The 23,799-nt window shown below is 74.4% G+C and carries 2 protein-coding genes and 1 pseudogene; 1 reads left to right on the forward strand and 2 read right to left on the reverse strand.

All coding sequences use genetic code 11. The annotated features are described in order from the left end of the window. Window positions 1-54: 54 nt before the first annotated feature. Together ACFYOJ_RS17520 and ACFYOJ_RS17525 are read right to left on the reverse strand one after the other, a co-directional pair. A complete protein-coding gene (locus tag ACFYOJ_RS17520; protein WP_356553141.1) occupies window positions 55-17,112 on the reverse strand; it encodes an SDR family NAD(P)-dependent oxidoreductase in 17,058 nt (5,685 codons plus the stop codon). A 58-nt stretch (window positions 17,113-17,170) separates the two neighbouring features. Next, window positions 17,171-18,772 (reverse strand): aminotransferase class III-fold pyridoxal phosphate-dependent enzyme, encoded by a 1,602-nt coding sequence (locus ACFYOJ_RS17525; RefSeq protein ID WP_356553139.1) that lies wholly within the window; start codon window positions 18,770-18,772, stop codon window positions 17,171-17,173. A 319-nt stretch (window positions 18,773-19,091) separates the two neighbouring features. Between ACFYOJ_RS17525 and ACFYOJ_RS17530 the strand changes: the two are divergent. Then, window positions 19,092-23,771: pseudogene (locus tag ACFYOJ_RS17530) on the forward strand (SDR family NAD(P)-dependent oxidoreductase); the annotation flags it as partial. Window positions 23,772-23,799: the final 28 nt, after the last annotated feature.

Consider the following 23,799-nt stretch of genomic DNA (forward strand, 5'->3'; position numbering starts at 1 on the left):
TTGCCTGCGCTTGTAGCTGTGGTCGACCGTGGGTCGCACAGGGCCGGCGGCGGCTCATTCGAGGTCGTCGACCATGGCGAACAGGTCCTCGTCCGCGGCGTCCTCCAGGTCGGACAGTTCCTTCTCGAGCTGCTCGTCGCGCACGTGGACGGCCGGTGGAGCGCCGCCGACGAGCTGCCGGATCCGGTCCACCGCGTCCGGGTCGAGCCCTCCGTGCCGCATCAGTGTCTCCAACTGGTCGAGAAGCGGAGCGGCCTGCCGGGCTGCCACGATGGTGCGCAGGTTGCCGGCCAGCTGGGCCGGCGTCGGATGGTCGAACACCAGCGTGGCCGGCAGCTGTTCCCCGGTGACGGCCGTCAGCCGGTTGCGCAGCTCCACCGCCGTCAGCGAGTCGAGACCGAGATCGGTGAACAGCACGTCGGAGGCGATGGCCGACACCCCGTCGTGTCCCAGCGCGGCGGCGACCTCGCGGCGGACGAGGTCGAGCACGGCGCCCGGCTGGTCCCAGGCGACGTGGGTCCGCGTCCGGGACGCCGACGGGGCCGCGCCGGCACGCACGGCGGCCGGTCGGGGCGCGAGACCCCTCAGCACCGAGGGCGGGTTCGGGGCGGCGCCGAGCGTGGCCCGGTCGATCCCGGTGACGGCGAACACCGGGATCCGGCCGTCGGCGGTCACCGGGCCGGAGATGCCCGCGGTGGCGGTGTCGAAGGCCCGCAGTGCGTCCGCCACCTCCACCGGGCGCAGCCCGAGCGCGTGGATCCGCCTCAGGTCCGTCCCGGACAGCCGGTCGCCCATTCCGGCCTCCCACAGCCCCCAGGCCAGCGAGACGGTGGGCAGCCCGAGCGAGGTGCGGTACTCGGCCAGGGCGTCCAGGAAGGTGTTCCCTGCCGCGTAGTTGGCCTGGCCGGCCGTGCCGAGCAGCCCGGCGATCGAGGAGTACAGCACCAGAGGCCGGTCGCCGGCCGCCTCGTGCAGATGCCACGCCGCGTCGATCTTGGGTCGCAGGACGGCGTCGACCTGGTCGGGCGAGAGTCCGACCAGCGTGCCGTCGGCCAGCGTTCCGGCGGCGTGCACGAAGGCGACGGGCCGATACCGGGCGACGACGTCGGCCACTGCCTCGCGGTCGGTCACGTCACAGGCCACCGCGTGGACCTCGACGCCGGCGTCCGCGCCGCCGATGTCCGGAGCCTTTCCGCTCCGGCTCACCAGCAGCAGCGAGCGGGCGCCGTGCCGTGCCACCAGGTGCCGGGCCAGCTCCGTCCCCAGCGCGCCGGTCGCTCCGGTGATCATCACGGTGCCCTCGTTCCAGGGCACCGCCGCACCGGCCGCGTCCTGCACGCCGTCCGACCCGGTCCCGGCCGTTGGCCGGTACGGGACCAGCCGGGGGACGCGGAGTTCGCCGTCCTGGACCCGCACCTCCTGCTCGTCCAGGTCACCGACCGAGGCCAGGAGTTCCCGGACGGAATCCCGGACGTCGGCGGAGCCGTCCGTGTCGGGGCGGTCCACCAGCAGGAACCGTCCGGGGTGTTCGGTCGCGGCGCTGAGGACCAGGCCACGGACACCGGCATGGGCCAGGTCGGACCCGACGACGACCGCGAGCCGTCCCCCGGCGTCGCCGTCCAGCCAGTCGCGCAGCACACCGAGCGTGTGGTGGACGGCGCGCCGGGCCCGCTGCGGCAGGTCGCCTGCGCCGGCCTCGACCCGCACCACCGTGGGGGCGGTGCCGTCCGCGGGCACGCCGGACACCTCGGGCCCGCGCCAGACAGGGGTGTACAACAGGTTCTCGCCCGCGGCGGTGCCGGACGGGAGAGCGGGGATCGGCCGCAGCACCAACTCGTCCACCTCCGCCACGACGAGGCCGTCCTCGCCGGTCACCAGCAGGCGCACCGCGTCGGGACCCGTGGGGGTGAGGCGGGCCCGCAGGACCGCGCCGCCGACGGTCGGGGCGGGCGCGTGGAACCGCACCCCGCTCCAGGCGAAGGGCAGTGAGGCCGGCCGGTCGTCGCCCCCGACGCCGGGCAGCAGCGCGTGCAGGACGGCGTCCAGCAGTGCCGGGTGCACGGTGAACCCCGCCGTCGAGAACGCCGGCTCCGTCGGGACCTCGACCTCGGCGAACAGTTCGTCGCCGCACCGGTGCAGCGCACACAGCCCCCTGAAGACGGGGCCGTACACGTAGCCGTGTTCCACGACACGCTGGTACATGCCGGTGAGATCGATCTCGGTCAGCTCCTCCGGCCACGGCTCGGCGTCGGGAACCGGCCCGGGCTCCTCCTGGGCCAGGGTCCCGACCGCGTGCCGGGTCCACAGGAGGTCGTCGGAGCCGGCGTCCGCGCTCCGCGAGTACAGCGTGACCGCGGTGCCGTCGACCACCAGCTGAAGGGTGAGCGCGCCGGTCTCCGGGACGACCACCGGTTCGGTGACGGTGAACTCCGCGATCGCGCCCGTCGACGCGGCCAGCTCGACCAGCGCCGTACCGGGCACGACCACGGTGCCCCGCACCCGGTGGTCGGCCAGCCACGGGTGCGTGGCCAGCGACAGCCGTCCGGTCGACACGGTGACGCCGCCTTCCGCCGCGCCACCCGCCGCGAGGTCGACCGCCGCGCCGAGCAGTGGGTGCCCCGCGGCACGCAGACCGGCGCCGGTCACGTCGGCCCGTCCGGCCGGAGCGAGCCAGAAACGCCTACGGCCGAACGCGTAGGTGGGCACGTCGGCCGGCTCCGCGCCGGGGAACACCGCCCTCCAGTCGATCCGGACGCCCCGGGTGAACAGGGTGCCGAGCGCGCCGGCGGCGCAGTCCGCCTCGGACCGGCCGTGCCGCCGGAGAGGCACGGCGACCGGGCCGTCGTCCTCCCCGGCGGGGAAGCCGGCGGCGATCATGCCGGTCAGCACCGCGTCGGGGCCCACCTCCAGCACGGTGCGCACGCCCTCGTCACGGGCGGCCAGCACCGCGTCGTGGAACCGGACGGTGGCCCGGACCTGCGCCACCCAGTACTCCGGGTCGGCCCACTCCCCGGCGTGCCGGCCGGTGACCGTGGAGAGCGCGGGGATCTCCACGGCCCGGTAGGTGAGTTCACGGGCGACCGCCCGGAAGTCGTCCAGCATCGGCTCCATCAGCGGAGAGTGGAAGGCGTGACTGACCGTGAGCCGCTTGGTGCGCCGGCCCCGGCCGGAGAAGTACTCCTCGACGAAGGCCAGCAGGGGCTCCTCGGCACCGGACAGGACGACCGAGGCGGGGCCGTTGATCGCGGCGACCGCCACCGCGGCGGGCAGTTCCAGCTCGTCCAGTTCGGCGGCGGCCGCCTCAACGGCGACCATCGCGCCGCCACGGGGAAGTGCCTGCATCAGGGCGCCGCGGGCCGCGACCAGCCGGGCCGCGTCGGGCAGCGTCAGCACACCGGCGACGTGGGCCGCGGCCAGCTCTCCGACCGAATGGCCGAAGACCACGTCGGGCCGGATCCCCCACGACTCCACCAGGCGGAACAGCGCCACCTCGACGGCGAACAGCGCGGGCTGCGCCGTGCCGGTCTCGTCCAGGCCGTCCCCGTCGGCGATCGCCGCCCGGACCCTCGCCTGCAGGGCGGTGTCGAAGTGCGCGCAGACCTCGTCGAACGCCGAGGCGAACACCGGGTGTGCGGCGGCCAGCTCAAGCCCCATGCCGATGCGCTGCGCGCCCTGCCCGGTGAACGCGAAGGCCAGTCGGCCTCCGACCGCACGGACCGCAACCGCCTTCCGCAGACCCGCCGGGCTCGTCGCCGCCATCCGGTACGGCAGAGCGGCACGGGTCGCCAGGGTGAACGACTCGTCCACGGTGGAGAGCGCCGCGACCCGCTCCGCCTGCTCCGCCAGGGCCTGCTCGGTACGGGCGGAGAGCACCCACGGAACCGGGACGGGCGGCGGACCGGCCGGCCGCTCAGGCACCCGGGCCGGGACGGCCTCGGCCTCCTCGATGATCACGTGGGCGTTGGTGCCCCCGAACCCGAAGGAGGAGACGCCGGCCCGGCGTGGGTGTGCGCCCCGCGGCCACGGGCGGGCCTCCGTCAGCAGCTCGACGCCGCTCTCCGCCCAGTCGACGTGCCGGGACGGGGTTCCGACGTGCAGGGTGGCCGGGGCGAGCCCGTGCCGCATGGCCTGGACGACCTTGATGATCCCTCCGACGCCCGCAGCCGCCTGGGCGTGCCCGATGTTCGACTTCAGCGACCCCAGCAGCAACGGGTGCTCCCGCTCGGGACCGTAGGCGGCGATCACCGCCCGGGCCTCGATCGGGTCGCCCAGCCTGGTCCCCGTACCGTGTGCCTCCAGGAGGCCGACGTCGGCCGGGGCCAGGTCGGCGGAGTCGAGCGCGGCGCGGATCACCCGCTCCTGGGCGGGCCCGTTCGGGGCCGTCAGCCCGTTCGAGGCGCCGTCGGAGTTCACCGCCGAGCCGCGCAGCACGGCGAGCACCCGGTGTCCGTTGCGCCGGGCGTCCGACAGCTTCTCCAGCAGGAGCATGCCCGCGCCCTCGGACCATCCGGTGCCGTCGGCGTCGTCGGAGAACGACTTGCACCGGCCGTCCTCGGAGAGCCCGCGCAGCCGGGAGAACTCCACGAACGGCGTCGGCGTGGCCATCACGGTCGCGCCTCCCGCGACCGCGAACTCGCACTCGCCGCGGCGCAGCGCGCTCGCGGCCAGGTGGACGGCGACCAGCGAGGACGAGCACGCGGTGTCCACGGTGAGGGCCGGCCCCTCGAACCCGAAGGTGTAGGCGAGGCGGCCGGAGGCGATGCTGCCGGCGCTGCCGCTGTACAGGTAGCCCTGCACCCCCTCCGGTGGCAGGTCCGGCCGGGAGCCGTAGTCGCTGTACATGACACCGACGAACACGCCGGTCCGGCTGCCGCGCAGGGCCAGCGGGTCGAGTCCGGCCTGCTCCACCGCCTCCCAGGTGGTCTCCAGCAGCTGCCGCTGCTGCGGGTCGACGGCGAGCGCCTCCCGCGGCGACAGCCCGAAGAACTCGGCGTCGAACCGGTCCGCGTCGTGCAGGAACCCGCCCCTGCGGGTGATGGAGGTGCCCGGGTGGTCCGGATCCGGGTGGTGGAGGTCGGCCGGCCAGCCCCGGTTCACCGGGAACTCCGAGGTGGCGTCCCTGCCGTCGGCGACCAGCTGCCACAGGTCCTGCGGCGAGGCGACACCGCCCGGGTAGCGGCAGGCCATGCCGACGATCGCGATCGGCTCGTCGTGGTGGCCCCCGGCCGTCGCCGCACGGTCCCGGGTCGCGGACGCGGCCGGCCTCTCCGTGGCCCCGGCCAGGCCGAGCAGGTGCTCGGTCAGCGCGGCCGGGGTGGGGTGGTCGAACACCACGGTCGCGGACAGCCGTCGGCCGAGCGCGGTGCCGAGCCGGTTGCGCAGCTCGACGGCCGTGAGGGAGTCGAACCCGAGCTCGCTGAACGAGCGGTGCTCCTCCACCTCGGACGGGTCCGCGTGGCCCAGCACCGCGGCGACCTGGACGCGGACGAGGTCCGGGAGGTCGGCGACGACCTCGGGCGTGTCCGCGCCCGGCCCGCCCGGCGCGCCGTCCCCTGCCGCGGCCGCGGCGACGGGCGGGGGTCCGGACAGGTCCCGCAGCATTCCCGCGACGTCGGTCCGTCCCCTGAGCGCGGCGCGGTCGAACCTGGTCAGGGCGAGCACCGCGGCGCCGTCTTCGGCCACCACGTCGAGGGAGGCGTCGAACAGGGACAGCGCCTCCGCGGTGTCCAACGGGCGCAGGCCCGAGCGAGCCAGCCGCTGGAGGTCGACGTCGGTCAACTGCTCGGAGATGGCGCTGGTCTGCGCCCACAGGCCCCAGGCCAGGGAGACCGCGGGTCTGCCCAGCGCCCGGCGGTGCTCGGCCAGCGCGTCCAGGAAGGTGTTGGCCGCCGCGTAGTTCGCCTGTCCCGGAGTGCCGAGCAGCCCGGCGACCGACGAGTACAGGAACAAGGGCCGGTCACCCGCCAGTTCGTGCAGGTGCCAGGCCGCGTCCACCTTCGGGCCCAGCACCGCGTCGACCTGTTCGGTGGTCAGTCCGGTGAGGGTGGCGTCGGCGACGACGCCCGCGGTGTGCACCACCGCGGCCGGCCGGTGCGCGGCGAACACCCGCTCCAGGGCCTGCCGGTCGGTCACGTCGGCGGCCACCAGGCTCACCTCGGCGCCCAGCGCGGTCAGCTCGTCCCGCAGACGGGCCGCACCCGGCGCTTTCCCGCCCCGTCGGCTGACCAGCACCAGGTTCCGCACCCCGTGCCGGCCGACGAGGTGCCGGGCCAGCACGGTGCCCAGGGTTCCGGTCGCACCGGTGACCAGAACGGGGCCCGCGCCCAGGTCGACGACGGCGTCCGGGGCGGCCGCCGCGGCACCGGCCGGGCGGGCCAGCCGCGGTACCAGGGTCCGGCCGTCGCGGAGCGCCAGTTCCGGTTCGGGGATCCGCAGCGCGTCCCCCAGTTCGGCCTCCCCGACGTCCGCCCCGGCCTCGACGAGCACGAACCTGCCCGGGTTCTCCGCCTGGGCGCTGCGGACCAGGCCGCGCACCGCGGCGTGCTCCGGGCCCGGTTCGACGACGAAGGCGTGCCGGTACCGGTCGTCCTCGGCCAGGACCGCCCGGAGCTCTACGAGAACCGAGTGCACCAGCGCCTTCGCCGCCGTCGGCACGTCCTGCTCGGGGAGACCGGCCGGGGTCCTCACGCGGTGGATGACGGCCGGCTCGAGGGCGGCGTCGGGGCCGGTGGCATCGCGCCAGACGACGGTGTGCATGCCCGCGGGCGCGCTGCTCCGCCCGACGGGCAGCAGCACCAGCTCGTCCACCGTCAGCACCGCCCGGCCTTCCCGGTCGTGGACCGCCAGGCTCGCCGCGCCGCCGCGGACGGTGACCCGGGCGCTCAGCGCCGTGGCACCGGTCGCGTACCGGGTCACCCCGGTCCAGGAGAACGGCAGGACAGCCGGTGCGCCGGGGTCCACGACACCGGGGAGCAGCACATGCAGCACCGCGTCGAGCAGCGCCGGGTGCACGCCGTAGCGGCCTGCCTCGCTCCGGTACCGCTGTGGGAGTTCCACCTCGACGAAGCGGTCCTCGCCGGTGTGGCGCGCGGACCGCAGGCCCTGGAACGCCGGACCGTAGTGGTAGCCGTGCTCGGCGAGCCGCTCGTACACGCCGGCCAGCTCCGCTTCGGCGCCGGCCGGTTCGGCCGCGGCCGGTTGGGGGGTCGCCTGCGGCCCGGGAACGAGCACACCGTGGGCGTGCCGGGTCCACCCGTCCGACGAGTCCGCCCCGGCGCCCGGCCGGGAGTGGATCAGCACCGGGCGGCTGCCGTCCGGACCCGGGGCATCGACCCGGACCTGGACCGCCACGGTCTCCTCCTCGGGCACCACCAGCGGCGCGACGAAGGTCAGTTCGGCGACCGTCGGGCAGTCCACGCGGGACCCGGCGTACAGCGCCATGTCGAGCAGCGCCGTGCCGGGGACGAGGACCTCGTCGCGGATCCGGTGGTCGCCGATCCAGCCGACCGCCCCGACCTCGCCGGTCAGCACGGTCGCCCCGTCGACGAGGGTGACCACGGTGTCCAGCAGCGGGTGCGCGTCGGACGAGTTCTCCAGCCAGTACCGGCGGTGCTGGAAGGGGTAACGCGGCAGCGGCACAAGTCCGGTCGCCGGAAGCGCCGCCGACCAGTCGACGGGCACGCCCCGCACGTACAGGGCGCCGAGCGCGGCGAACGCGGTCTCCACCTCGCCGCGCCCGGACCGCAGCATCGACACCGAGGCGCCGGGGTTCACGTCGGCGCCCTCGTCCGCGACCGCCTGCCCGGCCATCGCGGTGAGCACCCCGTCCGGGCCGAGCTCGACGAACTCGGTGACGCCGTGCGCCCGCAGGGTCCGGACACCGTCGAGGAACCGTACGGCTTGACGGACATGGGTGACCCAGTAGTCCGGCGACGTCAACTGCCCGACGGTGGCGAGCTCTCCGGTGACGTTCGAGACGACCGGGATCCGGGGCTCGTGGAAGGCGATGGTGTCCAGCGCGGAGCGGAAGTCCCCCAGCACCTCGTCCATGTGCGGCGAGTGGAAGGCATGGCTGACCGGGAGCCGCCGTGTCCGCCGGCCGCGGCCGGACCAGAGCCCGGCCATCGCGGTCACGGCGTCCTCGTCCCCGGACACCACCACGGCCCGGGGGCCGTTCACCCCGGCGATCTCCGCTCCGGTCACCAGGCAGTCGCGCACCTCCTGTTCGGAGGCCTCCAGCGCGGCCATCGCCCCGTCGTCGCGGGCGGACTGCATGGCGGCCCCGCGTGCGGCGACCAGGCGGCAGGCGTCGGGCAGGTCGAACACGCCCGCCACGTGCGCCGCGGCCACCTCGCCGACCGAGTGCCCGAGGAGGTAGTCGGGGGTGACGCCGTGGTGCTCGGCGAACCGGTGGAGCGCCACCTCGACCGCGAACAACGCGGCCTGGGTGAACGCGGTCCGGTCGAGCAGTGCCGCGTCGGCGCTGTCGGGTTCGGCGAACAGGACGGCGGTCAGCGGCCGGTCGAGTGCCGGGTCGAGGTGGGCGGCCACCTCGTCGAGCGCGGCGCGGAAGACCTCGGACCGCTCGTACAGTTCGCGTCCCATCCCGGCCCGCTGCGCGCCCTGGCCGGTGAACAGGAAGGCCGTGGCGCCGCGGCCGGTTCCGTGGCCCTGGACCACGCCCGTCGCGGCGGCACCCGTCGCGACGGCGTCGAGGCCCCGCAGCAGGGAGTCCCGGTCGGCGCCGACGACGACGGCCCGCCGGTCCAGCTGGGCGCGGCGGAGCGCCAGCGTGCCGGCGACGTCCGGGAGGCCGACGTCCGGGTTCCGCTCCAGGTGGGCGCGCAGCTCCGCGGCGCGGGTGCGCAGGGCCTGGTCGGTCCGTGCCGACAGCAGCAGGGGCACCGGCGGCCGGCCGGGGCGGGACGGCTCTCCGGACTCCCCGGACTCGCCGGACTCGCCGGACTCGCCGGTGAGGGGCTCGGCCGCCCGGTCCGCGCCCGAGACGGGTCCGGCCTGCTCGAGGATCACGTGGGCGTTGGTGCCGCTGATGCCGAACGCGGAGACTGCGGCCCGGCGCGGGCGGCCGGGGTCCGGCCACTCCCGCTCCTCGCCGAGCAGCTCGATCGCGCCCGCGGACCAGTCCACGTGCGGTGACGGCTCGCCCAGGTGCAGCGTCCGCGGCTGGATGCCGTGCCGCATCGCCTGGACCACCTTGATCACGCCGCCGACGCCTGCGGCGGCCTGGGCGTGTCCGAGGTTGGACTTCAGTGAACCCAGCCGCACGGGCTCCTCGCGGTTCTGGCCGTAGGTCGCCAGCAGAGCCTGCGCCTCGATCGGATCACCGAGGCGGGTGCCGGTGCCGTGCGCCTCGACGAGGTCGATGTCACCGCCGGACAGACCGGCGTCGGCGAGCGCGGCGCGGATCACCCGCTCCTGCGAGGGCCCGTTCGGGGCGGTCAGGCCGTTGGAGGCTCCGTCGGAGTTCACCGCGGACCCGCGGAGCACCGCCAGCACCCGGTGTCCCTTCCGGCGGGCGTCCTCCAGCCGCTCGACCAGCAGCAGGCCGACCCCCTCCGACCAGCCGGTGCCGTCGGCGTCGGCCGAGAAGGACTTGCAGCGCCCGTCCCCGGAGAGCCCCTTCTGCCGGGAGAACTCCACGAATGTGCCAGGCCCGGACATGACCGTGACACCGCCGGCCAGGGCGAGATCCACCTCCCCCGAGCGCAGCGCGTTCGCGGCCAGGTGCAGCGCGACCAGCGAGGACGAGCACGCGGTGTCCACGGTGATCGCCGGCCCCTCCAGGCCGTAACTGTAGGCGAGCCGGCCGGAGACCACGCTGGAGGTGTTGCCGGCCAGCACGAAGCCCTCCACCTCGCGCGGGGTGGCCGGCAGCCGCGACGCGTAGTCGTCGTACATCACGCCGGTGAACACGCCGGTCCGGCTGCCCCGCAGGCCCGACGGGTCGATGCCGGCGTCCTCGAAGGTCTCCCACGCCGTCTCCAGCAGCAGTCGCTGCTGCGGGTCGGTGGCGAGCGCCTCCCGCGGCGACATGTCGAAGAACGCCGCGTCGAACAGGTCCGCGTCGTGCAGGAACCCCCCGTGCCGCGTGTAACTGGTGCCGAGGTGCTCCGGGTCGGGATGGTAGAGCCCGTCGAGGTCCCAGCCGCGGTTGTCCGGGAACTCGGAAATGGCGTCGCGTCCCTCCACCACCAGCTGCCACAGGTCGTCGGCCGAGCGGACACCACCGGGGTAGCGGCAGGCCATGCCGACGATGGCCAGCGGATCGTCGCCCCGGCCCCGGTTCCTGCGCCGCGGGGCGCCGGTCCGCTCCCGGCCCGCGCCCTGGTCGTCGTCCTCGGCGAGGAAGGCGGCCAGGGCCCGCGGTGTGGGATGGTCGAAGACCAGAGTCGCGGGGAGCTGCCGGCCCGTGGCCGCGATCAGCCGGTTCCGCAGTTCGACGCCGGCCAGCGAGTCGAAGCCCTGCTCACGGAACGCCTTGCCCGCGTCGAGCACGGCCGGGCTGGGGAGCCCCAGCACCCCGGCCGTGGTCACCCGGACGAGTTCCTCGGCCTGCTGCGCCGTCAGTGACCGCCCGGCGTGTGCGGCCTGCGCGGGACCGGTCGGCTTCCGGCGGCGCCGGACCAGACCGGAGAACAGGACCGGCACGGCGTCCGCGTCCGGCAGCAGGGACGGCCGGAGCGCCGCCGGGACCGGCAGTGCCGTGTCAGCCGCGTCGACGGCGTCCGCCGCGTTCGGTGACAGGGCCCCATCGAACAGGGCGAGGCCCTGCTCCGCGGTCAGCGGCTCCACGCCGGAACGCGCCCAGCGGTCCAGGTCGGCGGCGCCGAGGGACTGCCCCATGCCCTCTTCCCACAGCCCCCACGCCAGGGACGTCCCGGGCAGGCCGAGGGCACGGCGGTGCGCGGCCAACGCGTCCAGGTAGGTGTTCGCGGCCGCGTAGTTGCCCTGGCCGGCGGTGCCGAGCAGGCCGGAGATCGAGGAGAACAGGACGAAGGCGTCCAACTCCAGGTCCGCGGTCAGCTCGTGCAGGTGCCGGGCGGCCTCCGCCTTGGCGGCCATGACCGTGCGGACGTGGCCCTCGGTCAGCGCCGGGATGGTGGCGTCGTCCAGCACTCCGGCGGCGTGGATCACCGCGGTCAGGGGCGCGTCCGCCGGCAGGCCGTCGACCAGCCCGGCCAGCGCGGCCCGGTCGGTCACATCGACGGCGGCGACACGCGCGCCCTCCAGCTCGGCCGTCAGCTCGGCTGCGCCGGGCGCGTTCGGGCCGCGGCGGCTGACGAGGAGCAGGTTCCGCACACCGTGCCGGCGGTGGAGGTGCCGCGCGACCAGCGCGCCCAGCCCGCCCGTGCCGCCGGTGACGAGGACGGTGCCCCGGGGGTTCCAGCCGAGTCCGGTCTCGGCGCCCGTGGCGTCGGCCGGGGAGGACCTGGTGATGCGGGGCACCAGCAACGACCCGTCGCGGACGGCCAGTTGCGGCTCCCCGCTCCGCACGGCCGCTTCGACCGCTTCCGCCACCGGGGTGAGGTCCGCCGAATCGGCCGCCCCGGCGAGGTCCACCACGACGACCTGGTCCGGGTACTCGCTCTGGGCGGTGCGCACCAGACCCCACACCGCGCCGGCGGCCGGATCGGCGACGCCCTCGCCCGGCGCGGCCGGCACCGCGTTCCGGGTGACGAGGACCAGCCGTTCGTCCGGGTCGTGCTCGGCGGCCAGCCAGTCACGGACCGCCCCCAGCGCGGCGAGGGCCGCGGCCGTCGGGTCGCCGTCCGGGGTGACCTCGACGACGGTGGGCCGGAGCGCGCCGGCGGCGTCCGCACTCGTGGCGCTCCGGGGCCGCCAGGACAGCTCGTACATCGGGACGGCGTCGGTGGCCGCCCCCGACGCCCGGAGGGCCAGCGCGTCCACGGAGGCCACCGGCGCACCGGTCGGGTCGGCGAACAGCAGCTCGTACGTGTCGCCTCCGGCCGGGGTGATCCGGACACGGAACTCGGTCCCGCCGGTCGAGCCTGCGTGCAGGCGGACCCCGCTCCACGCGAACGGCAGCCGAGTCCCCTCCCCGCCGTCGACCAGGCCGAGCACGATGGGGTGCAGCGCCGCGTCCGCCAGGGCCGGGTGCAGCAGGAAACCCTGGTCCGCGGCGAAGTGCCCGTCCGGGACGCCGACCTCGGCGTACACCGTGTCCCCGTCGCGGTACACGGCCCGCAGCCCGCGGAACACGCCGTGGTAGTCGTAGCCGCGCTCGGTGAGGAGCGCGTAGGCGTCCTCCACGGGCACCGGGTCGCCGGCGGGCGGCCAGTCGAGCCGGTCCTCCGCGCCGGAGTCCAGCCCCGCGTCGGCGTCACCGAGCAGGCCGGACGCGTGCCGGGCCCAGTCCTGTTCGCCCTCCCGGCGGGAGTGGATCGCCAGCTGCCGTTCCCGCACGGTGACCTGGAGTTCGACGGAGCCGGAGGCGGGAAGCCGCAGAGGGCTCTCCAGGGTCAGGTCCGCCACCTCGGGCAGGCCCACCCGTTCGCCGGCGAACAGCGCCATCTCCAGCAACATCGTTCCCGGCAGCAGGACCGAACCGTTGATGACGTGTCCGGCGAGCCAGGGATGGCCGTCCACCGAGACGGTGCCCGCGAGCACCACCTCGTCCCGGTCGACCAGTTCCACGACCGAGTCGAGCAGCAGGTGCCCCGAGGCGCCGCGCGTGGGGCGCGGCGGCAGCCAGAAGCGGTCCCGGCGGAAGGGGTGCGTGGGCTCCTCGCCCCGGGCCCGGGCCAGAGCGGCGGCGAGGACGTCCGCCTCGGACCCGGCGGACCGGCTCAGCGGGACGGCCCGCCGAACGCCCGCGGACCGGAGCAACGGGGTGAGCGCCGCCGACGGCCCGATCTCGACGAACAGGCCGGCGCCGGCCTCGCGCAGGGCCGACACCGCGTCGTGGAACCGCACGGTGGCGCGGATCTGGGTGACCCAGTGCTCGGCGTATCCGGAGGGGTCGGCGGGCAGGGGGAGCCCGGTCACGGTGGAGATCACGGGAATCCGCGGCGGCCGGTGACCGACCGTCTCGGCCACCGCCCGGAACTCGTCGAGCACGTCGTCCATGTGGGGCGAGTGGAAGGCGTGGCTGACCGTCAGCCGGGTGACTCTGCGGCCGCGTTCGCGCCAGCCGGCCGCGGCGGCCTCGGTGGCCTCGGCGTCTCCGGCGAGCACCACCGACACCGGACCGTTCACCGCGGCCACCACGACTCCGTCGGCCAGGGTCTCGGCGACCTCGGTCTCGGTGGCCTCCACCGTGATCATCGCGCCGCCGGAACGGGCCTGCTGCATCAGCCGGCCACGGGCGGCCACCAGCTTCGCCGCGTCCTCGAGCGAGAACACACCGGCCACATAGGCGGCGGCGAGCTCGCCGATGGAGTGGCCCGCCAGCATGTCGGCGCCCAGACCCTGCTCGGTGGCGAGTTCGGCCAGCGCCACCTCGAAGGCGAACAGCGCCGGCTGGGTGTAACGGGTCTGGTTCAGCTCCGTCGCGGCGTCGGGTCCGTCACCGAACATCAGGTCCTTCAGCGGCCGGTCCAGATGGCGGTCGAAGGCTGTGCACACCTCGTCGAGCGCTCGCGCGAACACCGGGAACCGCGCGTACAGTTCCCGGCCCATGCCGGGCCGCTGCGCCCCCTGGCCGGTGAACACCAGCGCCGTGGGGGTCCGCTCGCCCTCCTCAAGGACCACATGGGCGTTGGTTCCGCTGATGCCGAAGGCGGACACGGCGGCGCGCAGCGGCCGGTCCGCGCGCTCCCAGCCGCGGGCCCGCGTCAGCAGCTCGACCCGGCCCGACTCCCAGTCGACCCGGGAGGTGGGGACGTCGACGTGCAGGGTGCGCGGCAGGACCTCGTGCCGCATGGCCTGGACGGCCTTGATCACGCCGGCGACGCCGGCGGCGGCCTGGGTGTGACCGATGTTCGACTTGAGCGAGCCCAGGAACAGCGGGACGTCGCGGTCCTGTCCGTAGGCGGCGAGGATCGCGTCGGCCTCGATCGGGTCGCCGAGCGAGGTGCCGGTGCCGTGCGCCTCCAGGAGGTCGACGTCGGCACCGGTCAGGCCGGCGTCCTCCAGCGCGGTGCCGATCAGCCGCTGCTGGGACAGGCCGCTGGGCGCGGTCAGCCCGTTGGACGAGCCGTCCGAGTTGATCGCCGTTCCACGGATCACCGCGAGGACCGGGTGTCCGCTGCGCCGGGCGTCCGAAAGCCGCTCCAGCACGAGCATTCCGACACCCTCGGACCAGCCGGTGCCGTCCGCGTCCGCCGAGAACGGCTTGCACCGCCCGTCGGCCGCCAGCCCGTGCTGGCGGGAGAACTCCTCGAACATGCCCGGAGTGGCCATCACGGTCACCCCGCCGGCGACCGCCGCGGACGCCTCGCCGGCGCGCAGGGCGCGTACCGCCAGGTGAAGGGCGACCAGGGAGGACGAGCAGGCCGTGTCCACGGTGAGCGTCGGCCCCACGAAGCCGAGTTGGTAGGCGATCCGGCCCGACAGCACGCTGGGGGTGGTCCCGGTGAGGACGTAGCCCTTGACGTCCTCGTCGGCCTCGTGCATCCGCGGGCCGTAGTCGGAGGCGGTGCCGCCGACGAACACGCCGGTGCGGCTGCCCCGCAGCGACTTCGGGTCGATGCCGGCCCGTTCCAGGGCCTCCCAGGTGGTCTGCAGCAGCAGCCGCTGCTGCGGGTCCATGGCCAGTGCCTCTCTGGGGGAGATGCCGAAGAACTCCGCGTCGAACTCGGCGGCGGTGCCCAGGAAGCCGCCGACACGGGAGTAGCCCTCACCGGGCTGCCATCCGCGGTCGGTCGGGAAGGCTCCGGTCACGTCCTGCTCGTCGGCCACCACACGCCACAGGTCCTCGGGGGAGGCGACGCCGCCCGGGAGGCGGCAGGCCATGCCGACGATCGCGATCGCGTCCCCGTCGCGGCCGGACCGCCGGTCCGGCCGCCCCGCCGGGACCGTCGGGTGCGCGCTCCCTCCCGCGTGGACCGGGCCGGTCCCGGTTCCGGTGAAGTAGCCGATCAGGTCCCGGGGAGTGGGGTGGTCGAACAGCAGGCCGCCGGGCAGCGGACGTCCGGTGGCGGTGGCCAGGCTGTCGATGAGTTCGACCGTCATCAGCGACGAGAACCCGAGGTCCCGGAAGGTGGTGTCCAGTTCCACGTCGCCCGGGTCGCCGATGCCGAGGGCCGCCGCCACCTGGTGCGTGACCAGGGCCGCCGGATCCGCGCCGGACTCGCCCGTGCCGAGGTCCTCGGTGTCCCGTGCGGGGGTGAGGGCCTCGCCGGTCCAGAACCGCTCCCGCTGGAACGGGTAGCCCGGCAGCCGGACCCGCTCGGCCCGGACGTCCGCGAACGCCGGCAGCCAGTCGACGTCCTCGCCGCCGACGAACGCCGTCGCGAGCCCGGTCAGCAGCGCGGTCCGCTCGTCGGCCGGCTCGTCCACCGGTTCGGCGCCGGGCGGGGATGTCGTGATCGCGTGCGGCGCGGGCCGGTCCTCCGCGAGGGCGTCGAGGCCGCTGCGCAGGTCGTCGGCGTCGGAGGCGAGAACCACGGCCCGGTGCCGGAACGCCGTCCTGGTCGTCGCCAGGGAGAAGCCGAGGTCCTGCGGTGTGAGACCGGTGTCGCGCAGCAGGGCGGCGTGCGCCCGCAGCGCGGCCGGGGTCCGTCCCGAGACGGGTACCGGCACCGGCACCGGCCGGGTGTCCGGCTCGGGCCTGGTGTCCGGCAGCGGCACGGCCGCGGGGCGGTCGGCGGCCGGCGGTTCGCTCAGGACCACGTGGGCGTTCGTGCCGCCCATCCCGAAGGACGAGACGCCGGCGATCAGCGGCCGGTCGGAGTGCGGCCAGTCGCGCAGGTCCGTGTTGACCCGCAGCCCGAGACCGTCGAACGGGATGTCCGGGTTGGGGGTGGCGAAGTCCAGGCTCGCGGGCAGGCGCCGGTGCCGGATGCCGAGCACCGCCTTGAGCATGCCGGTGATGCCGGCGGCTCCCTCCAGGTGCCCGATGTTGGTCTTGACCGACCCCACCAGCAGGGGGTCCTCGCCCGCGACGACCGCGTCCGCGCGTCGCTCCGCGAAGGCCGCGCCCAGCGCCGCCGCCTCGACCGGGTCGCCGACCGGGGTGCCGGTCCCGTGGAGCTCGACGTACTGCACCTGGTCCGCGGTGATCCCGGAACGCCGCAGCGCGGCCCGGATCACCCGCTCCTGCGCCTGCGGGCTGGGCACGGTCAGACCGGGGGTGGCACCGTCGTTGTTGACGGCGCTGCCGCGCACCACGGCATAGACGTCGTCCCCGTCGGCGAGGGCCGCCGACAGGGGCTTGAGCACCATAACCACCGCGCCCTCGCCGCGGACGTAGCCGTTGGCCCGGGCGTCGAACACGTAACTGCGGCCGTCCGGAGACAGACCTCCGAACCGCTGCGCGCCCAGCGCGCCCTCCGCGAGGAGATTGAGGTTCACACCCGCCGCGATGGCGATCGGCGACTCGCCCGACCGCACGCTCTGCGCGGCCAGATGGACCGCGACCAGCGACGACGACTGGGCCGTGTCCACCACCACGCTGGGGCCGCGCAGGTCCAGGGCGTAGGAGACCCGGTTGGCGATGATCCCCCGGTGCACACCGGTGTTGGTGTGCTGGGTGATCGTGCCGTCGCCACCGCTCAGCACCAGACCGGCGTAGTCGTCGCGGAGCGACCCCACGAACACGGAGGCGGCCGAGCCGGCCAGACCGGCGGGAACGATGCCGGCGTCCTCCAGCGCCGTCCAGGCCAGCTCCAGCACGAGACGCTGCTGCGGGTCCATTGCCGCGGCTTCCCGGGGGGAAATGCCGAAGAAAGCGGCGTCGAAGTCCCCGATTCCGTCCAGGAACGCTCCGAAACGCGCCCCGCCGTCGTTCCGGACCGAATCAGATATCCCCTGCCGACGGTCGACAGGAACTTCGGTTATCGCATTGCGACTGTCGCTGAGGAGATTCCAGAACTCCGCCGTACCCGTTGATCCGGGCAAGCGGCAGGACATTCCGACGATCGCCACCGATTCGTCATGACCGTCCCTGTGCCCGTCATGCCATGTCGCCATCTGAACAGCTCTTTCCTTCGTCGTCCTGGACAGTCGCGATGCGAGGGTGCCGGTCTTTTCAGGCGGCGGATCCCGAGACCGGACCGGCGGGCAGCAGGGCGGCGCCGTCCTGGTCGCGGAGCACGGTCAGCAGCCCGCGCAGACCGGCTTCCAGCCGGTCGATCTCGGCGTCGGTGATGTGGACGGACGGCTCCAGGCGCAGGGTGTTCACGGCACTGGCCGTCGGGAGGATCCGCAGGGCGTGCACGCGCAGCAGGTAGCCGGACAGCAGGTAGCCGAGCAGACCCGCGCGGGCCTGTCCGGCGATGACCTCCGAGGACGAGTCCGACTGGTCGTGCAGCTCCAGGCCGATCATCAGACCCTTGCCGCGGACGTCCTTGACGACGGTGGCGAACTCCTCCTGGAGCTTGCGCAGCATGTCCGCCAGCCGGTTGCCGCGCTCGACGGCCAGCCGGTAGACCCGGCCGCCGTCCGCCTCCAGCAGCTCCACCGTCCTGATGGCGATCGACGTGGAGAAGGCGTCCTTGGCGAAGGTCGAGCTGTGCACCAGTTCGAACTCCTGGCGGTAGCGGGAGCCGCGCACCAGGGTCACGGCCGCCTTGGCGACGCCGCCGCCCAGGCTCTTCGCCAGCGTGAAGTAGTCGCCCTGGAGGCCGACGTGCGAGCTGGCGAAGAAGGCCCCGGTGCGGCCCATGCCGCTCTGCACCTCGTCCACGATCACGGGACAGTCCACCGTCGCGCAGGCCTGCCGGACGCGCTCCAGGGTCTCCCGGTCGAACACCCGGATCCCCGCCTCGCCCTGGACCGGTTCCAGGACGAACGCGGCGACGACCGGCAGTTCGTGTTCGACGACGCGCAGGGCGCCCTCGGCCGTCTGGAGGCCGAACAGCGTCGTGCGGACCGAGTCGATGGTCTTGGCCACCGCGTCCGGCTCGTGCACCGGCACGAAGCGGCACTGCGCGGCCAGCGCGGAGAACGGCGTCCGGAAGCCGGGGTTGTGAGTGAGCTGGACGCTGCCGACCAGCTTCCCGTGGAAGGAGCCCTCCGGCGCCAGGAACACCGGCGCGGTGGTCACGCGTGAGGCGTTGACGCCACGGATCGCGGCGATCACCTCGTCGGGCGCGGACCCGGCCGGCAGCTCCGTCGCCGCGGCCAGGCGGTCGTAGGACCCGCCGCCGGCCACCGGGGAGCCCGCCGCCCGGGCCCTCTCGAGGTGTGCGTCGATCTCCGCGGCCAGTTCCGCCACCTTCGCGACCCGGTCGAACTCGGCGTGCTTCATCGCGATCTCGACCGCCTCGGCACCGCTGTTGGCGAAGATCGCCGAGTAGCTCTCCGAGGTGCCGAACTCCCGCCGGATCACCGCGTTGATCCGCTGCGCCAGCTCGTTGGCGTACGGGTGCCGGGAGAACTGCGAGTGCACCGGCACGCCCTGCTCCAGCAGTTCCCTCGCACAGCCGACGATCTCGGGATTGCTGTGCCCGACGATCGTCGAGCCGTAGCCGCCGACGAGGTCGAGCACCGGGACCTCACGCCCCGTCCCGTCACGGTAGAAGAGAGTGTCCTTTTCCGCCCTGGAATAGTGGACGTCCAGTCCGAGAGAGGCGAGCAGACCCCCGAGATAGGGCTCCGCAAGGTCCTGGTATTCGATCTCCGGATTCATTTCGCGTCGGGTTCCCTATCTATGAGGCCTACGTGTCCGGAACCCTACCGGCGCCTCGTAACGGCCCTGTAATCAGACGCTAATCGGCTCGCCAGCCCTTGGTCACCGGGCGCCGTTCCCAGGGGAAAGAGTGCCGAGTTACCGCTCACGGAACTCCTTGGACGACACTGGCGGAGGTTGTGAGTCGCATCAGATGTTCTCCAGGAAAGGAAAATATCCGTGCACGGTACCGAGGAATCGGCCGGCGTCTCTCCCGGCCGGATACCGGGAGCTGAGCGTGAGCACTGACGAGAACCAGCTCCGCCAGTACCTCAAGCGCGCTGTCGCCGATGCCCAGGCCAGCCGCAGACGGCTGCGGGAGATCGAGGAGAGGGACCGGGAGCCCGTCGCGATCATCGGGATGGCGTGCCGGTACCCCGGCGGCGCGGACTCGCCCGAACGTCTGTGGCGGATGGTCGCCGACGGCGTGGACGCGGTCAGCCCGTTCCCCGAGCACCGCGGCTGGCCGCTCGAGGCGCTCTACGACCCCGACCCCGCCACCGTGGGCACGTCGTACACGGACCAGGGCGGATTCCTGCACGACGCGGACCGGTTCGACCCCGAGTTCTTCGGCATGTCTCCGCGCGAGGCCCTGGCCACCGATCCCCAGCAGCGCCTGCTGCTGGAGACGGCCTGGGAGAGCTTCGAGCGCGCCGGCATTCCCGCCGACGCCGTGTCGGGCAGCCGGACCGGCGTGTTCATCGGGTCGATGTACCACGACTACGGATCACGCCCCTTCCTACCGCCCGAGGAGTTCGAGGGCTACCTCTACAGCGGGAGCGCCGGCAGCGTCGCCTCGGGCCGGCTGGCGTACGTCTTCGGCCTGGAGGGCCCCGCGGTCACCGTCGACACCGCCTGCTCCTCGTCGTTGGTCGCCGTCCACCTCGCGGCGGCGGCGCTGCGCCGCGGGGAGTGCGACCTGGCCCTCGCCGGCGGGGTGACCGTGATGTCCACGCCGCAGGCGTTCGTGGAGTTCTCCCGGTTGCGCGGCCTGTCGGCCGACGGGCGCTGCAAGTCGTTCGCCGCGTCCGCCGACGGCACCGGATGGGCCGAGGGCGCCGGGATCCTGCTGGTGGAGCGGTTGTCCGACGCCCTGCGCAACGGCCACGAGGTGCTCGCAGTGATCACCGGATCGGCGGCCAACCAGGACGGCGCGAGCAACGGACTCAGCGCTCCCAACGGGCCCGCCCAGGAACGGGTGATCCACCAGGCCCTCGCCTCCGCCGGACTGACCGCCGCCGACGTCGACCTCGTCGAGGCGCACGGCACCGGTACGCCTCTCGGTGACCCGATCGAGGCGAACGCCCTGCTCGCCACCTACGGCAAGGGGCGGCCTGCGGACCGGCCGCTGCGGCTGGGGTCCCTCAAGTCGAACATCGGCCACACCCAGGCGGCCGCGGGCGTCGGCGGCATCATCAAGACCGTCCAGGCCATCCGCCACGGCGTGATGCCCAGGAGTCTGCACGCCGAGGAGCCGACCCCGCACGTCGACTGGGGCTCCGGCGCGCTGGCCCTGCTCACCGAGGCACAGGACTGGCCGGAAGCGGACCGGCCGCGCCGGGCCGCGGTCTCCGCCTTCGGGTTCAGCGGCACCAACGCACACGTCATCGTCGAGCAGGCGCCGGAACCGGCGGACGGGGAATCTTCCGGGGAGCCGGCGACCACGCCGACGGCCGTGCCCCCGGCGCCGGTCCTGCCGTTCCTGCTCTCGGCCCGCTCGCCGCAGGCGCTCACGGCTCAGGCCGGGCGGATCGCCGGACTGCTCGCCGAACACCCCGGACTCGGCCTCGCCGACCTGTCCTACTCGCTGGCCACCACCCGCACCGCCATGCGGCACCGCGCGGTGGCCCTCGCGGCCGGCCGGGACGAGCTGCTCGAAGGGCTCGCCGCCCTGGCCGCCGGGGACTCGGGCACCGTCACCGACGTCAAGGACGAGGGCCGGATCGCCTTCATGTTCACCGGCGGAGGCGCCCAGCGGGTGGGCATGGCTCACGAACTGGCCGAGACCTTCCCGCCTTTCGCCGCGGCCTTCGACGAGGTCTGCGCGGCACTCGACGAGCACCTTCCACGCCCGCTGCGCGAAGTGATCGAGTCCGGCGACGAACTCGACCAGATCGACTACACCCTCGCCGCCCTCTTCGCCGTCGGAGTGGCGCTCTTCCGCCTCTTCGAGACGTGGGGCGTGCACCCGGACTACCTGGTCGGCCACTCGACCGGCGAGCTGATCGCCGCCCACCTCGCGGGCGTCCTGTCGCTGTCCGACGCCGCCGTCCTGGTGACGGCCCGCGGACGCCTCATGCGGTCCCTGCCGGAGGGCGGCGCCATGATAGCCGTCGAGGCGACCGAGGAGGAGGTCCGCGAGACCCTCGACGCCGAGGGACGCGCGGTGATCGGCACGGTCAACGGCCCGCAGGCGGTCGTGGTCTCCGGCGACGAGGACGCCGTCCACGGCGTCGCGGCAATCTGGAAGGAGCGCGGCCGGTCGGTCAAGGTGCTGCCGATCCTGCGCGCCTCGCACTCGCCCCGGATGGATCCGATACTCGACGAGTTCCGGGGCATCGCCGAACAACTCACCTTCCATCGGCCCAAGACCGGGATCGTGTCCACGGTGACCGGTCAGGTGGACCCCGGTGACGGCTGGTCCTCGCCCGAGTACTGGGTGCAGCAGATCCGCCGTCCGGTCCGGTTCCTCGACGCGGTGCGCGCCCTGGAGGCCGAAGGCGTGACCACGCTGCTGGAGCTGGGTCCGGACGGGGTCCTCTCCGCGATGGCCGCCGCCGGTGCGGAAAACGCGGTCGCGGTGCCCGTCATGCGCCGCCTGCAGCCGGAGCCGCGGACGCTGATGCGCGCGCTCGCGGTCCTGCACACCCGGGGCGTCCCGGTCGACTGGCAGGCGTTCTTCACCGGCACCGCGGTGCGCAGGGTCGCCCTGCCCACGTACCCCTTCCAGCGCGAGCGGTACTGGCTGGAGCCCTCGGCGGAAGCGGCGGCCGGCGCGGGCGTGGCGTTCGGCGGGCCGGAGCCGCTCGGCGCGCTCCACCAGGTCCAGTGGCTCGCGGACGTCGTCCGTCCGTCCGCCCGCGTCACCGCCTGGGCGCGCCTGGGCCGGTTCGCCGGCACGGCGGACGGCGTCCCCTCGTACGAGGACCTGGCGGCCTTCGGACAGGCGCTCGACGCGGGGAACGCGGTGCACACCCTCGTGGTACCGCTGACCGTCCACCCGGAGGGCGCCCCGGAGGCGCAGCCGGCCGACACGCCGCACCGGCTGACCCGGCGCACCGCGGAGCTCCTTCGGGAGTGGCTGGCCGACGAGCGTTTCGCCGGCGTCTGCCTGGTCCTCGTCACCCGGGGAGCCGTCGCCACGGCGGACACCGAGTTGCCGGACCCGGTCGCCGCGGCCGTCTGGGGGCTGGTGCGCTCCGCCCAGTCGGAGGCGCCCGGCCGGATCCTGCTCGTGGACACCGACGCCGACGACGCGGAGCCGGTGGCCGCGGCCCTCGGGGCCGACCTGTCGGCCGACGAGCCGCAGGCCGCCGTGCGGTCCGGGCAGGTCATGGTGCCCCGGCTGGGCCGGGTACGCCCCTCGGCCGGACGCCGCGGGGCAAACGGCCCGGTATGGAACCCGGACGGCACGGTCCTCGTCACCGGCGGTACCGGCGTCCTGGGCGCCGCCGTCGCCCGCCACCTCGTCACCGAGCACGGCATCAGGGACCTCCTGCTGGTCGGCCGAACCGGTGCCGACGCGCCCGGAGCCGACACCCTGGACGCGGAACTGACCGGACTCGGCGCGACGGTACGGATCGCCGCCTGCGATCTCGCCGACCGGGACGCCCTCGCCGCGTTGCTGGACGGCATCCCCGCCGACCGGCCGCTGACCGGCGTCGTGCACGCGGCGGGAGTGCTGGACAACGCTCTGCTGACCGCGATGACGCCGCGGCAGTTCGACACCGTGCTCGGCCCCAAGGCCGACGGTGCCCGGCATCTCCACGAGCTGACGCGCGAAGCGGACCTGTCGGCGTTCGTGCTGTTCTCCTCGACCGTCGGGCTCTTCGGAGGCCCCGGCCAGGGCAACTACGCCGCCGCCAACGCCTACCTCGACGGGCTCGCCCAGCACCGGTGGGCCCTCGGCCTGCCCGCGACGTCGCTCGCCTGGGGACTGTGGGACGTCGACGGCGGCATCAACCAGGGCCTGGGCGATCCCGACCGTGTCCGGTTCGCCCGCGACGGCTTCGTCCCGACCGGCGTGAAGCAGGGCCTGGACCTCCTCGACAGGGCTCTCTCCTCGGGTCGGCCCGCGGTGGTCGCCACGGCCTTCGACCCGGACGTCCTGCGAGGGCTCGACCGGATCCACCCGCTGCTGCGGGACGTGGTCCCCGCCCGGAGCCGACCGGCGGACCAGGACGCCGACGCCGAGGTGCCGTTGGCGCAGCGGCTGTCCGGGATGACCGCTCCCGAGCGCATGGAGTTCGCCCTCGACCTGGTCCGTGACAGGGTGGCTGCGGTCCTGGGCCTGAGCGCCCTGGAGGCCGTCGACCCCGAGCGGCCGTTCCGGGAGCTCGGCTTCGACTCTCTCACCGCCGTCGAGATGCGCAACCGGCTCAACACCGCCACCGGCGCCCGGCTTCCGGCCACCGCGGTGTTCGACCACCCGACGCCCTCGCGGCTTGCCGCGTTCCTGCTCACCCTCGTCGCCCCCGACGAGGCGGCGCCGCCGCGGTCGGCCGCGATCGCCGCCCTGGACGCGCTGGAGCAGGTGCTCGCGGGCCAGGACGGCAGCGGCCCCGGCGACGACCGGGACGAGATCACGGTCCGGCTGCAGACCCTGCTGTCACGGTGGCTGGAGACCGGCACACAACCGGGCGACGTGGCCCACGAGGACCCCGCGGACTCCCTCGTCTTCGCATCGACCGACGAACTCCTCGACCTCATCGACAACGAGTTCGGCCGCTCCCAGCACTGACTCCCGACTCCTGGAACGGGTAACTCCC

It is taken from the genome of Streptomyces sp. NPDC006384, from assembly GCF_042870695.1.
GTDB lineage: Bacteria > Actinomycetota > Actinomycetes > Streptomycetales > Streptomycetaceae > Streptomyces.

What these genes read in the sequence shown, in the direction of transcription:
- ACFYOJ_RS17520 (WP_356553141.1), bottom strand. Translation starts at nt 17,112, where the DNA reads ATGGCGACATGGCATGACGGGCACAGGGACGGTCATGACGAATCGGTG.
- ACFYOJ_RS17525 (WP_356553139.1), bottom strand. Translation starts at nt 18,772, where the DNA reads ATGAATCCGGAGATCGAATACCAGGACCTTGCGGAGCCCTATCTCGGG.